The organism is Xanthomonas sp. NCPPB 3761 (assembly GCF_041475705.2).
GTDB classification, from domain to species: Bacteria; Pseudomonadota; Gammaproteobacteria; order Xanthomonadales; family Xanthomonadaceae; genus Xanthomonas; species Xanthomonas phaseoli.
Genome location: NZ_CM191262.1, coordinates 2,698,624 through 2,714,062 on the forward strand (window position 1 = coordinate 2,698,624; position 15,439 = coordinate 2,714,062).

10 protein-coding genes are annotated in these 15,439 nt (G+C 64.6%); 2 read left to right on the plus strand and 8 right to left on the minus strand.

Annotated features, from left to right (window positions below):
• Together ACCQ00_RS11785 and ACCQ00_RS11790 are read left to right on the plus strand one after the other, a co-directional pair.
• The gene (locus ACCQ00_RS11785) at nt 1-540 is read left to right on the plus strand and encodes a GNAT family N-acetyltransferase (RefSeq protein ID WP_017159565.1); all 540 of its coding nucleotides are present in this window, start codon (nt 1-3) and stop codon (nt 538-540) included.
• On the plus strand, nt 537-1,757 hold the full coding sequence (locus tag ACCQ00_RS11790) for a TraB/GumN family protein (RefSeq protein ID WP_039571193.1): 1,221 nt from the start codon (nt 537-539) through the stop codon (nt 1,755-1,757). Before ACCQ00_RS11785 ends, ACCQ00_RS11790 begins: the two co-directional genes overlap by 4 nt.
• 249 nt (nt 1,758-2,006) lie before the next feature.
• Here ACCQ00_RS11790 and ACCQ00_RS11795 read toward each other — a convergent pair whose 3' ends face one another.
• From ACCQ00_RS11795 to ACCQ00_RS11830, 8 genes are all read right to left on the minus strand, one after another.
• Complete coding sequence (locus ACCQ00_RS11795; protein WP_039571195.1) at nt 2,007-2,921, minus strand: endonuclease/exonuclease/phosphatase family protein; 915 nt, start codon at nt 2,919-2,921, stop codon at nt 2,007-2,009.
• Nucleotides 2,922-2,983: 62 nt separating this feature from the next.
• Entirely contained in the window at nt 2,984-6,121 is a 3,138-nt protein-coding gene (locus tag ACCQ00_RS11800; protein WP_039571197.1) for a discoidin domain-containing protein, read from the minus strand.
• Between the two features lie 26 nt (nt 6,122-6,147).
• Nucleotides 6,148-6,984, minus strand: coding sequence for a carbohydrate ABC transporter permease (locus ACCQ00_RS11805; protein WP_039583562.1), 837 nt, complete (start codon nt 6,982-6,984; stop codon nt 6,148-6,150).
• Nucleotides 6,981-7,865, minus strand: coding sequence for a carbohydrate ABC transporter permease (locus ACCQ00_RS11810; RefSeq protein WP_039571200.1), 885 nt, complete (start codon nt 7,863-7,865; stop codon nt 6,981-6,983). Before ACCQ00_RS11810 ends, ACCQ00_RS11805 begins: the two co-directional genes overlap by 4 nt.
• Nucleotides 7,862-9,232, minus strand: coding sequence for a sugar ABC transporter substrate-binding protein (locus ACCQ00_RS11815; RefSeq protein WP_039571202.1), 1,371 nt, complete (start codon nt 9,230-9,232; stop codon nt 7,862-7,864). Before ACCQ00_RS11815 ends, ACCQ00_RS11810 begins: the two co-directional genes overlap by 4 nt.
• 3 nt (nt 9,233-9,235) lie before the next feature.
• A complete protein-coding gene (locus tag ACCQ00_RS11820; protein ID WP_033473687.1) occupies nt 9,236-10,855 on the minus strand; it encodes a glucoamylase family protein in 1,620 nt (539 codons plus the stop codon).
• Nucleotides 10,856-10,958: 103 nt separating this feature from the next.
• Nucleotides 10,959-13,937, minus strand: a complete 2,979-nt coding sequence (locus ACCQ00_RS11825) for a TonB-dependent receptor (protein ID WP_372353934.1) — start codon at nt 13,935-13,937, stop codon at nt 10,959-10,961.
• 136 nt (nt 13,938-14,073) lie between these two features.
• Entirely contained in the window at nt 14,074-15,096 is a 1,023-nt protein-coding gene (locus ACCQ00_RS11830; protein ID WP_017158700.1) for a LacI family DNA-binding transcriptional regulator, read from the minus strand.
• Nucleotides 15,097-15,439: the final 343 nt, after the last annotated feature.

The following is a 15,439-nucleotide window of genomic DNA, read 5'->3' on the forward strand; positions in this document are numbered from 1 at the left end:
ATGCCATTGGAGCTGCGTGCAGTCCGCGATGCGGACATTCCGGCGATCACTGCGATTTACGCGGAGCAGATCGCCGGGGTCAACACCTACGAATACAACGCGCCGTCGCTCGACGAGATGCGCGCGCGGGTGAGCGCGATCGTGGATGCGGGCTACCCCTATCTGGTGGCAGAGCTCGATGGCGTGGTCGCGGGCTATGCCTATGCCAGCGCATTTCGCGCGCGTGCCGGATATCGCTGGACGGTGGAGAACTCGATCTACCTGGCCGCCGCGATGCAGCGCCGCGGCATCGGCAAAGCGCTGCTGGGCGAGCTGATCGCGGTGTGCGAGCAGCGCGGCTTCAGGCAGATGATCGCGGTGATTGGCGATGCCGAGAATCTGGCGTCGCGCCGCTTGCATGAACGTTTTGGATTTCGCACGGTCGGAGTCTTCAACGGAATCGGCCGCAAACACGGTCGCTGGCTGGACGGCGTGCAGATGCAACGCGCGCTCGGCTCCGGCGACACCGCCCCTCCTTCTGATGAAAAAAAAGCCACATGACTGAGCAGCCCCCCCACGTTCTGGACGATGCGCTGTCCGGCCAGCCGCATCGCATCGTCGAACGCGACGGCGTGCGCTATACCTTGCTCGGCACCGCGCATGTGTCGCTGGCCAGCGTTGCCGCCGTGCAACGGGCGATCGGCAGCGGGCGTTACGACGCAGTGGCGGTGGAACTGGATGCGCAGCGCCTGCAGGCGCTCAGCGACCCGGATGCCCTCGCCCGCCTGGACCTGGTACAGGTGATCCGCAAAGGACGCGTGGCCTTGTTCGCGGCGAATTTGGCGCTTGCCGCGTACCAACGCCGCCTGGCCAAGCAACTGGGCATCGAGCCGGGTGCAGAACTGAAAGAGGCGGTGAACCTGGCACGCGCGCAGGGCTTGCCGGTGCATCTGATCGATCGCGAGGTTGGCCTGACCTTCAAACGTGCGTCCGGGCGCCTGGGCTTCTTCGGCAAGATGAAACTGGCCGGCGGATTGCTCGGCGGCCTGTTCGCTGCCGATGAGGTCGGCGAAGAGGAAATCGAAAAGCTCAAGCAAGGCGACATGCTGGAGGCAAGCTTCGGCGATTTCGCCAGCGAAAGCCCGGAACTGTACGAGACCGTCATTGCCGAGCGCGATCAATACATGGCCACGCGCCTGCGCGAAGAAGTCGGCGCAGATCAGCGCGAGATCTTGGCGGTCGTCGGCGCCGGGCATCTGGCCGGGCTTGCGCGCCATCTGGAACAGGACACCGCAGCACCCGGCCCGCTGCGCGAATCGCTGGAATACGTGCAGCAGCGCAAGCGCATTCCGTGGATCACGCTGGGCATCCTGGCGATCATCATCACCGGCATCGGCATCGGGTTCTGGCGTGGCGGCCTGAGCATGGGCGCGGACCTGTTGCTGCAGTGGGCCATGTATACCGGCGGCATGGCCGCGCTCGGCTGTTTGCTGGCCGGTAGCCACCCGTTGAGCATTCTCACCGCCGCGGTCGTCGCGCCGTTCAAACCATTCCGCCTGAGCGTGCCGACAGGCGCATTCGCGGCGTTGGTCGAAGTGCATATGCGCAAGCCGGCCTACGGCGATTTTCTGTCGCTGCGCGACGATGCGCAGACGCTGCGCGGCTGGTATCGCAACCGCGTCTCGCGGGTGGTGCTGACATTCCTGCTGACCAATTTCGGCAGCATGGCCGGTGTATGGCTGGCCGGGGTGCAGATCTTCAACCGTCTGCATGGGTGAGCTTAAGCCGCTTGGTCCAGGCCGTTCGCAGGAACACACCTGGGCGCGATGAGGCTTTCCCAGCCAATCCCCGTCGCGCCCGGGTGCGCTCCTACGACATACGGTGGGTTGGTGGATGCCCGGCGCGAGCTGCAGGTGTACACAGGCGCCGTGCGGAGATGCACGGGGGGCGTCGATGCTTCTTGGTAGAAGCGCACCTGGGCGCGATGAGGCTTTCCCGGTCAATCCCCGTCGCGCCCGGGTGCGCTCCTAGGGCATGCGGTTAATTGCCGGACGCTCCGGCGCGAGCTGCAGGCGTACCCACACCCCATAGTGATCCGATGCCCAGCGGCCTTCGGCATAAGGCGCCTCGAACAGGATGCGGGCTTCGCGGGCCAGCAGGCGGTTCTGCTGGAAAAACACATGGTCGATACGCGCAGGCCTGTCGAAGACGTGCATGTTCAAGGTGCTGACCGTGGCATCGCTATTGCGATGCACGCTGCCATAGCTGTCGCCGTAGCCCTTGCGTAGCGCTTGCAGATCGAGCGTGTCGGCGGCGGTATTGAAATCGCCGGCGATCACCACCGGCGCCTGCGCGCTGTTGGAGGCGATGAAGTCCAGTAGATCGGCTACCTGGCGCGTGCGGATGCCGGTACCGCGTGGGTCGGCGCGTTCATTGAGATGGGTGACGTAGACGTTGACCGGCTGGCCGTCGACATCGATCTGCAGATGCGCGGCGACACGGTAGTCGTCCAGCGGCTGCAGCAGGCGCTGGTGCGTGGCCAGCACCTTGCGGCGACTCAGCAACGCGTTGCCGTAGCGCTTGGGCGCGCCGACCGGATCGACCGAGGCGAAGGTGTAGTCGTAGCCGAGCTTGCGCGCCAGCCAGGCAGCCTGATTTTCCACGCTGCCGCGGCGCTCGATCACTTCCTGCAACGCAATCACATCTGGCGCCAGTTGCTTGAGTTGCCTGGCGATATAAGCGCGTCGTGCCGGCCAGTCTTCGCGATCGTGATGCAGGTTGAGCGTGACCAGGGTCATTTCACGCAACGCCGCACTCGGTGACTGCCCGACAGCTGGCAGTGACCGATCGGTCTTGCCGCGTTGCATGGCTTGCGCAGGATTGACGCCCTGAGCCAGCTGCCCGGCCCGCGCGCCAGTCGAGCACAGCAGCAGCACGAGCACCGCGACCGGCCATCCGGCATGTCGCCGTACTGGCGCTGCCCGGGACGGCCGCCACGCCAGCCTCATTGCGTGGCGCGCTCGGCCCGCCGCACCGCACTGGGCACATCGATCTGCACATTGGCCGGCAGTTGCTGGATGCGCAGTTCGCCGTTCTGCCACTCGGCCGATTCGCCGTTGATGGTCGCCTTGCCGGGGGCGCCCTGATACGGCCACGGCAGCACCACGCCGCCCGGCGGCAGGATCAGCCCAGGCTGCAGCTGCAGCACCAGTTGCTTGTCGGTGCGCTGCAAGGTGTAACTCAGGCGCCCGTACGGTGTGCGCAGTTCGGCGATGCCGATTCCCTTGCCTTCGAACCAGCGCGTCGGGGTGCCGGCCGCGATGACCAGGCTGGCATCGGATTCGCGACCGTAGGCGAACATGTCCAGCACCGAGCGTACGAAGTCCGAGGCGACCCAGGCATGCGGCAGGTCGCCGACGAAGAACGGTGCGCGCGGCGTGCGCGAGACCACTTCGGCCCATTGGTTCCACGGCTGTGGCGCGCGGTCCTTGAAGAAGAACGCAGTCGCATCCCAGGCGCGGTCGCGCCAGCCCAGACGCACGAACGCGGCCACGTTGCGCCACTCGTACGGCGTGTAATCCTTCCATTCGCGCTTGCCGTCGCGGCGGTCAGAGAATTCCTTCCAGTAACGCTCGAAGGTCTTGGTCAGCAGATCCTGCGGCAGACGCTGCTGCTCGCCGCCTGGCGTCAACGCAATGGTGGTCGAGGTCGCATCGAAGTCGCCCAGTTCTGCGGAGCCCGGCAGGAAATCCAGGTTGTGCTGACGCACGGCCGCGCCCAACGATGCGACCAGATCGCCGCTGAATTCATCGCGCGCGGCGCTGAAGCGTGCCGCCTCCTCCGGTTTGTCCAGCACCCCGGCCAGCATCGCCGCGTCCTTGTAGCCGCGCAGTGCCCAGAAGTTGTCCCAGTACGAATGCACCGGCTTGGCCGAATAGCCCTCATGGCTGATCGACACCGGCATCATTCCGTAGAAGGCCGGGTTGCGCATGAAGTTGTCTTCGGTGCGCTCGCTGGCGCGCAGCGTTTCCATGTAGTCGTAGGCGCCGCTGACATGCGGCCACATCTTTTCCAGGAAGGCCTTATCGCCGGTATAACGGTAGTACTCGGCGATGTTGTAGATCAGCTCGCCGTGGCTGTCGTTTTCCGGCACCGGGTCGCTGCCACGGTCGTCCACGCAGCAAGGCACCATGCCGTCGGCGAACTGATACGGCGCAAACCAGTCCACATAGTCGCGCACCACGTCTTCGCGACCCAGCCGCAACAGCCCCTCGGAAATCATCGCGCCGTCGCGGATCCAGCTGCGCGAGTAAGAGCGCGTACCCGGCTGCAGGCGCGGGCCGATACGCGAAATCAGCATGTGCGCCAGCGCCGTGCGCAAGGTATCGACCACCGGCTTGCCTTCGGCCGGCACGCTGATGCGCACGCGATCGAGCTTGCTGCGCCATTGCTGCGCCACCTGCTGCTGCGCCTTGTCCGCGTCGAAATTAGCCGGCAGCTGCGCAGCGCCGGTTTGCGGAATGACCAGGGCCACTTCACGGCGTTGGCCGGGCTCCAACTTCCAGCGATACAGCAGTACACCCGACGCCAGGCCGGTTTCGTCCTTGACCTGGGTCACCGTTGGGGGCGTGGCCGCGGTGAGATGGCTGACGTCCATGCCGCTGTCGAAGGCGCTCGCAAAGCCGGCATCCGGCCGCTGTGCAGCGAACACCCGCGGCTTGCCGTTGACGCTGACCTGGCCGCCCTCCACCGCGAGTTGCTCGATGCGGCTGACGCCCCCCAGGGTATTGAGAAACTGCGCCGGCGGGTTGACCTGGAATGGCCGGACTGCCAACGCCAGGGTGAACTCGCGCGCATCCTTGCCGGTGTTGTGCAGTTGGTAACGCGCGACCAGTTGCGCCTGATCGGGGGTGCCCTGCACGAAAGCGGTGACGCGCAGGTTCATCAGGTCGTGGTGCCAATCGACGCTGGGAATCGGCAGGTAATCGTCCTGCAGGCTTTGCTCGCTGCTGACATCGGACCAGTGCAACACCTTGCCGCCGGTAACCACGAACGGCTCGATGCTGAAACCGCCCTTACCGACTTCTACCGCACCGTCTTCGCCGATCAGGCCCTGTTCGGTGCCGCCGTCCAGACCGAGAATGGTCCAGTACGGCTGTTCCCCGGAAAAACCGCGCGGATAACTGCCGCGCGGCAGCTGCGCCGCCAGCGACTTGATGAAGTCGTTGGGCGTTGCGGCAAATGCCAGCGGCTGCAACTGCACTTCCTTGATGCCATAGCGCCAGTTGGGGCCGTCCTTGAGATCGAAACGCAGGTAGCGCGCCTCGGTATCGGGAAGCGCCAGCCAATCGGTGCCGCCCGCGCCGGCGGTAACCGTGCGCAGGTCGCGCCAGCTCCGTCCGTCGCTGGAGGAACGCACCACATATTGCGAAGCTTGCAGGCCCGGCACCCACTGCACCACGGCGCCGCCGAATTCACGCACCTTGCCCAGATCTAGCGTGACCGTCTGCTGTTTGACCGCGCCGCTGAGCCAGAACGTGTCCGGCTTGCCATCGGCCAGGCGCTGTTCCAACGCAGGCGCGGTGTCGGTGATGGCCTTGGCCTGCAGCGGCGAGGTGTCTTCGGGCGGCAGCGGCGTGAGCGTGAGCCGGTCGAAGCACACCGTGCCCTGGCCACCGACCTTGTTGTAGATGGTGAACTCCACGTCCGCACTGGTGCGCAACTGCTTGTCCGCACCCGGGCCCCAGGCCTTCTCGATGGTTCGCTTGCGGTAGTTGAACGTGGTCCAGTTCTTCGGGAAGTTGAAGCCCGGCCGGTTGACCCACCACACGTTGTCGCCGCTGGCGTCGATCAGCTTGAGCTGCAGGTCGTTGGAGGGCGACTCGCCACGCACCGCGAACGACATCCGGTAATTGTCCGGATAGGTAATCGGCAAATTGCGGCGGATGCCGACATAGCCGGAGACGCCATTGAAGTTGTAGTCCAGGCACAGCGCATGTCCGCCCGAGGGCGTGGCCACCGGACGCAGCGAACCGCTGACCTGGTTGGACACCACCAGGCGCCAGGCGCCGATGTCGTTGAAGCCGTCGAGCACACGCTCCTGCGCCTGCGCCGCGCCCGCAGACGTGACGAAAGCGGCCATGGCACACAGTCGCAGGAACACTGGTTTCACCCCTTCACACTCCCCAGCAGAAGCCCTTGGATGTAGTAACGCTGCAGCGCCAGGAACAATAGCAGCACCGGAATCACCGTCACCACTGCGCCCGCCATCATCAATTCCACATCCATGATGTGCTCGCGCGACAGCGCCGCCAGCGCCACCGGCAAGGTGTATTGCTCCTGGTCGGTCAGCACGATCAATGGCCACATGAAGTCGTTCCACGAGCCCATGAACGTGAAGATGGTCAAGGTGACCAGCACCGGCTTGAGCATCGGCAACACGATCTGGAAGAAGATGCGCATCTCGCTGGCACCGTCGATGCGCGCGGCCTCGATCAATTCATCCGGAATGCTGCGCGCGTACTGACGCACCAGGAAGATGCCGAACACCGTGGCCAACACCGGCACCACCACCCCGCCGATGTTGTTGACCAGGTGCAGCTGCTTCATCAGCAGGAACAGCGGCAGCATCGCCACCTGCGCCGGGATCACCAGCGCCGCCATCAGGATCTTGAAGATGCGCTCGCGCCCGACGAACTGCAGCTTGGCGAACGCATAGCCGGCCATGGTGTTGACCAGCAGCGAGCCGAGCGTGATCAGCCCGGACACCAGCAAGCTGTTGGCGAAGTTGCGCGCCATGCCGGTGCGCGCAAACAGCTCGTGGTAGTTGGCCGTGGTGAACGCCGAGGGCAGCATCGGTGGCGGAAACCGGCTGGCCTCGCCGGTGGGCATGAACGACACCGACAGCATCCACAGCAGCGGTGCCAGGCTGATCAGCGCCAGCACCAGCAGGCCGCCATTGATCAGCACGGCATTCCAGCGCGACTCGCCGACATCACGACTCATATCAGGTCCTTCTTGCGGCCAAAGCGCAGCATGACGGTGGTCACCGCCAGGATGATCAGGAACAACAGGAACGCCACCGCCGACGCGCGGCCGAGGTTCCACCACTTGAAGCCTTCTTCGAACATGAAATACAGCACGCTGACGGTGCTTTGCAGCGGGTCGCCGCGGGTCATCACGTAGGGTTCGGCGAACAGCTGGAAGTAGCCGGAAATGGTGATCACCCCGACCACCATCAGCACCGGGCCCAGCATCGGCAAGGTGATGTGCAGGAACTGCTTCCAGCGCGACGCGCCGTCGATGCGCGCGGCCTCGTACAGGTCTTGCGGGATCGCCTGCAGCCCGGCCAGGAAGATCACCATGTTGTAGCCGAAGTTCTTCCACACCGCGAACAGCATGATGGTGGGCATCGCCCAGCGCGGGTCGCCCAGCCAGTCGATCGGGGCGATGCCCAGATGGCTCAGCCCGAAGTTGACCAGGCCGTACTTGATATGGAACAGGTAGCGCCAGATCACCGCCACCGCCACCAGCGTGGTCACCACCGGTGCGAACAAGGCGGTGCGGAACAGCGCCTTGAAGCGCGAGGCCTTGGCGTTGAGCAGCACGGCCGCGCCCAGCGACACGCCGATCGACATCGGCACGCCCAGCAGCACGAAGTACGTGGTGTTCCACAACGACTTCCAGAACAGCGGCGTCTGTAGCAGGTCGATGTAATTGCCCAGGCCGACGAAACGCAGATGGCTGCTGTCGGCCAATGCGTACAGGTCGAAGTCGGTCACGCTGAGCACCAGCGCGGCGAACACCGGCACGCCGAAGAACATGCCCAGCACCATGATCGACGGCGCGGCGAAGACCCAGCCGGCAACGGAATTACGCTTGATCATCGTGCGGCTCCCTGGTCCGCTGCGGCGGCTGGCGCAGTGGTGTCTGCAGCCGCTGGCTGCACTGCCGGCCGAGCCGTGTTACCAGCCGGGCCGACATGGCCGCCCTCCTGCTCGAAGATCCAGCGGCGCTTGGCCAAGATTTCGTCCACGCGTTGATCCAGTTCCTGCACGGCGGCTTCGTGCGATTGCCCGCCACGCACCACGCGTTCGGTGACCAGACGCATTTCCTGCACGATGCGCTCCCACTCCAACACCTTGGGCGTGGCCTTGACACGCTCCAGCTGGTCGCCGAAGGCATGCGCCAGTTCGTCGTTGGCCAGCGAGGGCAGCTTCCAGGTGCTGCGACGCGGCGGCAGGTCGCCGATGATGGCGTGGAAACGTGCCTGTACCGTGGGCTGGGACAGGTATTCGATCAGCTTCCAGCTGGCGTCCTTGTGTTGCGAGGACTTGAAGATCACCAGGCTGGAACCGCCGGCAATACCGGCACCCAAGCCATTGGGCCCCGGCAACGGCGCGGTGCCCCACTTGCCTTCCATGCCCGGCGGCTGGCGCAGCTTGAATTCGCGCACGTTCCACGGCCCGGACAGATAGAACGCGTAATAGCCGTTGAAGAACTCGTACCAGACGTTGGAGACCTGGGTCTCCGAGACCTTGGGCGCCCAGCCCTGCTGGTACATGTTGTCGTAGAAGCCCAGCGCCTTGCGGAAACCGGCGCCACGGAAATTGCCGTAGTTGTCATGGTCGCGCAGCAGGCGGTCGTCCTGCTGCAGCGCGAACGACAGTTGCTGCTCGAATTCGTTGAGCGGCATCAGGATGGCGTAGCGGTCGGGGCCGACCTTGCGCTTGATTGCGGCCATCACCTGTTCCATCTCGGCCCAGGTCTTGGGCACCTGGTTATAGCCGGCCTCGCGCAGCAAGTCCTTGCGGTAGAACAGCAGGCGCGTGTCCACGTACCACGGCACGCCGTACAGCGTGCCGTCGACCAGATTGGTATCCCACACTCCGGGGAAATAATCGGCGGGGTCGACGATCTTGGAGCGCGCCACGTACGGCTGCATCGGCTCAAGCGTGTCCAGCAGCGCGAATTCCGGCAGCCAGGTGTTGCCGAGCTGGCACACGTCCGGCAGGCCGTCGGCGGCAAAGGCGGTCAGCAGTTTTTCGTGCGCCGCGGTCATCGGGATGTTCTGCACATCCACATGGATGGTGGGGTTCTGCTTTTCGAAGTCGGCCACCAGCTCGGCGACCACTTCAGCCTCCTTGCCCATCGCCCAGAAGCGCAGCGTGGTCTTGCCCGGATCGGAGCGTTCGCATCCCGTCGCACCTGCACACAGGGCGAGGGCCAACATCAACAGTTTCAAAAGGCGCACGGATTACTCGGGTTTTTGGCGTTGCGAGGGGTCTTGCTGGGCCTGGGCGGCGGCGGCACGCGATTCGGCCATGCCCAGCGCGCGCGCAGCGGCCTTCTGCTCGTCCTTCTGCGGCGCCGGCTGCGGCTCGCCCTCCGGGGTGAGCCAGCCGCCGGTGAAGCCGGCGCGTTCCAGGCCGGCACGGATGTAGGCGTTCTTCTTCATCACGTTCCAGACGAATTCGTCCTGGTAGTTGGCGATCATCGTCAGGATCGGGCCCTGGTCGATGGCGATGTAGTCGCTGGCCACCCAGCCACGGTCCGGCACCATGCGCCCGGTCTTGATCGGGATGTCGTAGTTGAAACTGGGGTTGAACGAATCCAGGAACCCATAGCTCGAATACAGGAAGTCGCCATAGCGCTTGTGCATCTCCTGGGTGGCAGGAATCACCACTTCCGGGGCGAACACGATCGAGGAGATCGCCGCAGTCGGGGCGATGGTGCCGTCGTCGAAATTCTCACGCAGACCGGCGCCGCGCGAAGAGTAATGGCGGAACTGGCGCTGCTCGCCGCGGTATTCCTGGCTGGTGTTCTGCGGACCATCGCTGGCGGTGAGGCCCCAGACGTTCTCGCCGTAGTCCTTCCACTTCATCGGGTTGTCGATGGCGTAGTCGCGCTGGGCCAGGGTGGCGCGGCGGCTGTTGAGGAAGTAGTCGATGCCGCGTTCGCGCATGTACTGGTCCTGGATATCGCGGAAGTCGATCCAGACATGGCTGTATTGGTGGCCGAACAGCGGGCCGAACGACAGGTATTCCTGGCCCTGGTAGACGCCCCAGTCGTTGTTGTAGGTGCGGGTCCAGCTGGTCCAGGCGTCCGGGTCCACGCCATGCGTCGGCGAGCCCAGCGCGAGGATGTACAGCATCATCGCCTCGTTGTAGCCCATCCAGTCGTGGTTGATGAAGCCGCTCTCGGGGAACCAGCCCATCGAGATCAGCGGCGCACGCTGTTGCAGCCAGCGCCAGTCCACGCGCTTATAGAGCGTGTCGGCGATCTGGCGGATCTCCTTCTCGCGCGGGTCGTCGCCGTCGTAATACGACTGGGTGAACAACACACCCATCATCAGCAGTGCGGTGTCCACGCTCGACAGTTCGACCCAGCTGTCGTAGCGGTTGCCCTGCTGCATGTCCAGAAAATGGTAGTAGAAACCTTTGTAGCCGGCGCGGCCGGTCTTCTGCGGGCCCATCGGCGCGTCGCGGAAGAATTTCAGCGTGGTCAGGGTGCGGTCGATCGCCTGATTGCGGCTGACCCACCCGTTTTCAATGCCGATCGGATAGGCAGTGAGCGCAAATCCGACCGACGCAATGCTGGCGAACGGGCGCGACGGAAACCGATCCGGCGACAGGCCGTTGACCTCGTTGGTGGTGTCCCAGAAAAACTGGAACGTGCGGCGTTCGATGTCCGAAAACAGCGGCGGCAGCGGCGGCTTGACCGGTTTGGGCGGCAGTTGCGCCTCAACCAGGATGACTTTCACCGGTGCCTTCTTTTCGGCCACCTTGGGTTCCTCGGCTTGCTTGCACGACGCCAGGACCAGCGCGCCCAGCAAGAGTGGAATCGTCAACCATCGCGACGTGTTGCCCCTGTCCATCCGCCCCCCACGTGTGTAATCGATTACATCTGACACGCCAACCTACCCTATCCAGGCGCCGAGTTCGACCGCCCTGGCGTTGTGGCCAGGGCGGTCGAGCACCTCACCAGTTCAGGCCGAAGGCCAGACGGAAGGTACGCATCGGCGACGCCAGCACACCGGTCGGTGTGCCGTAAGCCGTGTTCAAGTCCTGCAATGTTCCGGTATCGCCGTTGAAGGTGGCGTAATTGACCCAGTTGAACACGTTGAGGATATCCGCACGCACATTGAATTTGACACCACCGCCGGTGTCCCACTCTTTATTGGCGGCGATGCTGAATTCCTTGTAGCCCAGCGTGCCATCCGGCTTGAACTGGATGATCTCGCACTGGTCGTTGCCGGCCAGGCAATTCTGGCCGTAGCGCGCGGTCTGGCTGGCCAGCGAGAGCTTGCCGGACAGCTTGATCTCATACGGCAGCTCGTAGATGCCGGTGACCACCAGGCGGTTCTTCGGGATGCCGCCGGCCTCGCGCCAGCCATAGTCCTGGATGCGTTCGCGGTCCAGCGCATAGTGCTCGCCGAACTGACGGTTCTCCTTGGCATCGGAATAGGTGTAGGCCACGGTCAGGCCCCAGCCGGATTCTTCGTCGAAGGGCTTTTCCACCTGCAAGGCCAGCTGGTTGTTGCGGGTTTCCACGCCGTTGGTGCCCAGCACGATGGCGCTATAGCCATTCGGGCCGTCGGTCGGCACCCCGGAGGTGGTGCCCGGCTGGAAGAACGACCCGTCCGGCAGGCGGTTGCCGCGCACGAAAGCGAAGCCGTCATGGCTCTCGATGCGGCTCAGGGTGACATCGGTGAACCAGTCCTGGCCCCACAACGGCACCATGTTGCGCATGCCGATGCTGAATTGATCGGAGTACGGGGTCTTGAGGTTGTTGTCGATCAGGTAGACCTCACGTCCGCCACCACCGGTGCTGTTGGCCGTGAGCGTGTTCAAGCCATCCTGGCTGTTGTACGCCGGATTCCAGGCCGTGCACGGGTCGCCCAGGCAAGTGGGATTGTTGGCGCTGGTGAAGTAGTAGCTGTACGACTTGAAGGAGTTGTTGAGCTGCTCCAGTGCCAGGTAATCGAAGATGTTGCGGTCGTAGGCACGGTCGGCGCCGCCATAGATCACGTGGGCCTGATCGCCGAACAGGTCGTAGGACGCACCCAGGCGCGGCTGCCAGGCATTCTTGAACGCCTTGCGGTTGTTGCCGGTGCTGATGAAGTCGTTGATGTTGTAGTTGGCGTTGCGCAGGTTGGGCCAGTTCTGCAGCGCGCTGGCGACATCCGAGGGGGTCACGAAATCCAGGAATGCAGGGGTTTCTTCGTAGTCGTAGCGCACGCCCAGGTTCAAGGTCCAGTGCTCGTTGACTTCCCAGTCGTCCTGCAGGTAGATGCCGTACTGCTTGTTCTTGGACACCACCGAACCGCCACCTTCCACCAGCGGCGCACCGAAGCGCACCCGGTACGGCGTTTCGACGTCGGTGAGGATGTTGTAGTAGTACTGCGGGTTGGCCGGGTTGAACTGGGTCGAATCCAGGTCGATGCTCTTGAACTTCACGCCCATCTTGACGGTGTGCGCGCCGTGCCATTCCAGGCTGTTCAGGGTCAGGTCGTCCTGGAAGGTCCAGCCCTTCTGCCCCTTGCGCTGGAAGCTGCTGCCGGCGCCCGCCGCCAGGATGTCGGTCTCGTTGCCGCGCCCCGGCGCGTAGCTGAGGATGTAGCCATTGCCGTTGTTGATCGGCGCCTGGTTCCAGAACGCGCTTTCGTAGCTCAGGTTGGCCTCGTTGAGGAAATTGGCCCCGCTGTACTGCCAGCGCAGGTTGGCGCGCTTTTCTTCCTGCCCGTTGATGCTGCCGTGCTCGTAGGTCGAAGTACGGCCGACGTCGTTGAGCTCGTCTTCCTTGCGGTACTTGCCGGTCAGCTCGAACAGGTTGTTCTCACCGATGGTCCAGTCGATCTTGCCGAAATACAGGTCTTCCTTGAACGGCGTGCTGGAGGTCACCACCAGCGGCTGCAGCTGGGCCGGCAACTGGTCGACGCGGTCCGAATAGATCGAGCCGGGAATCACCACGTTCGGGGTGGTGTATTCCTTGGCCTCATAGGCGATGAAGAAGTGCGCCTTGTCCTTGAGGATCGGGCCGCTGAAGGTGGCGCCGTACTGGGTTTCTTCGAAGTCGTCGCGCACGCCGGCCTTCTTCTCCAGCGGGCTTTCCTCGCGCCAGCCGTCGTTGCTGGTGTCCCAGAAGAAGCTGCCGTGGAAGTCGTTGGTGCCGGACTTGGACGAGGCCACGATGGCCGCGCCGCTGACCTGGTCGAACTCGGCCTTGTAGTTGGACGTAATGACCTTGTATTCGCCGATCGCCGACTGCGGGAACGGGTTGCCGCGGCTGGAATCCTGGCCGCTCACGCCGCCGGTCAGCACATAGTTCTTCTGGCTCACACCGTCGATGTAGACATTGGTGCCTTCGGCCGAGGTGGCGCCGGTGCGCACCTTGGTGGTGCCGTTGGCCTCGCGGGTGAACTGCACGTTGGGCACGGTGTCGGCCAGTTCCAGGAAGTTGCGCGTGGCGCGCGGCAGGTTCTGGATCTGCACGTTGGAAATGTAGGTCGCGTTCTCGGAGGTGCGCGTCTCCACCAGTACCGGTGGCGCCTTCACCTGCACCGCATCCAGCGTGGTGGCGTTACCACCGGCGGCCGTGGCCGGTTCGCCGCCGACGCCCAGGTTCAAGGTCGCGGTCTGGCCGACCTGCACGGTGACGTTCTGCGAGCTGGTCTGGCCATTGGCGGTGACATCGATGCGGTACGAACCCGGCGGCAGGCCGCCTACCGAATAGCCGCCATTGCTGACCTGCACGGTGCGGGTCAGGCCGGTGGCCAGATTGGTGGCGGTGACCTGCGCCTGGGCGGCAGGTGCGGCATCGACGGTGACCTGGCCGCGGATGGTGGCGGCGGTGCTCTGTGCGAAGGCCGGTGCGGCGCCGAGCAGCAGGCAGCTGGCAAGCGCGCAGCTGAGCAGCTTGCGCGCCGGGCGGGCGGAATGGGGGTGGTGGTGGCGCATGGTCGTCCCTCCAGGGATCGGTACAGATTGTTGTTGTGGCAGTGCAGTGGTGCAGGAACAGCCGCTGCGGGGACAGCGGGAGCGGACAGAACGTCCGCGAAAGGGTCGGCAGCCCAGAAACGGGTGGCCGCAAAGGTCAGTGAGCCGATTCGCCGGCACCGCAGGAGGCGCGGATCACCAGCTCGGGTGTCAGCAATTGCCGGATGCCGTCGTCGCGGTCGGGCGTTTCGACCAGGCGCATCAGCCGGCTCATCGCCTGCTCGCCCAGCCGGGCGATGCTCACCCGCATCGTGGTCAGCGCAGGGTGGACAAAGCGGGCCAGCGGAATGTCGTCGAAACCCGCCAGCGCCACGTCGCCAGGCACCGACACATCGGCCTGGGCGAACGCGTACAGGCAACCCAGCGCAGTCATGTCGTTGGCGGCGAAGACCGCATCCGGCAACGCGCCGGCCGCCAGCATCGCCATCCCGGCACGGTGGCCGGAGGCTTCGTCGAAGTCGCCCGGGTATTCCACGCCCTGCGCCTGCGCACCGAACGCAGCAAGCGCATCGCGGAAGCCGCGCAGGCGTTCGCGCGCATCGAAGTTCAGCGCCGGGCCACCGATGAAGGCGATGCGGCGGTGCCCGGCACGCAGCAGGTGCTCGGTCATGGCCATGGCACCGGCGTGGTCGTCGATGCTCAGCACCGGATAGTCGGCACCGGGCAGGTGCGCATTGATCAACACCGTCGGCAGCGACTGCGGCAGGTTGTCGGTCAGGAACCCCGGCTGCTCGGCGTAGGGCGAGAGCACCAGCAAGCCATCGACGCGCCCGCGCATCGAGCGCAGCGCCCTGCCCTGGGCTTCCGGGTCGCCGTGATAGCTGGACACCAGCAGGTGCTGGCCCGCCCCACGCGCCGCGCCATCGATGCCGCGAATCAATTCGGAGAAGAATTCGCCGTACAAGTCCGGCAACACCACGCCCAGCGTCTGCGACCGCCGGCTGCTCAGGCTGCGAGCGGCCGCATGCGGGCTGTAACGCAGCCGCTCGGCCACTTCCAGCACCTGCTGACGCACCGGTCCGGCAACGTTGTCGTGCCCATTGAGCGCACGCGACACCGTTGCGACGGAGACCTGCGCTTCCCGCGCGACATCTTTGATGGTGACCGCACCCTTGGCCATTCGTGTCGCCCTCCGCGACCGACTTCCCAAAACTGGCGCGGACTGTAAGCGTTTTCATACAGAGGCGTAAACCCCTATCTTCACATGCGTGAAAACGCTTACAGATCAATCAGCTGCAGGTGAGGGACGCGTGAAGCAATGTGCTGCGGCGCAACAAACATGCACCCATGCGTCCACAAGCGAAGCTCGATGCAGGTCACGATTGACAGCGGGTCAACCCGGCCTGGCCAGGCGCCGCACGACCCAGCAACCGTCATGGGGCACCCCGTGCGCCTCGGCAGCGGCGCCCTGACGCGCGCTTCCACGAAGGCCATCACCATTGCGCCCCAGCGATTCTGACGCC

Excerpts from the sequence above, each read along its gene's own strand:
- ACCQ00_RS11785 (WP_017159565.1), top strand. The coding sequence starts at position 1 with ATGCCATTGGAGCTGCGTGCAGTCCGCGATGCGGACATTCCGGCGATC.
- ACCQ00_RS11790 (WP_039571193.1), top strand. The coding sequence starts at position 537 with ATGACTGAGCAGCCCCCCCACGTTCTGGACGATGCGCTGTCCGGCCAG.
- ACCQ00_RS11800 (WP_039571197.1), bottom strand. The coding sequence starts at position 6,121 with ATGGCCGCTTTCGTCACGTCTGCGGGCGCGGCGCAGGCGCAGGAGCGT.
- ACCQ00_RS11805 (WP_039583562.1), bottom strand. The coding sequence starts at position 6,984 with ATGAGTCGTGATGTCGGCGAGTCGCGCTGGAATGCCGTGCTGATCAAT.
- ACCQ00_RS11810 (WP_039571200.1), bottom strand. The coding sequence starts at position 7,865 with ATGATCAAGCGTAATTCCGTTGCCGGCTGGGTCTTCGCCGCGCCGTCG.
- ACCQ00_RS11820 (WP_033473687.1), bottom strand. The coding sequence starts at position 10,855 with ATGGACAGGGGCAACACGTCGCGATGGTTGACGATTCCACTCTTGCTG.
- ACCQ00_RS11825 (WP_372353934.1), bottom strand. The coding sequence starts at position 13,937 with ATGCGCCACCACCACCCCCATTCCGCCCGCCCGGCGCGCAAGCTGCTC.
- ACCQ00_RS11830 (WP_017158700.1), bottom strand. The coding sequence starts at position 15,096 with ATGGCCAAGGGTGCGGTCACCATCAAAGATGTCGCGCGGGAAGCGCAG.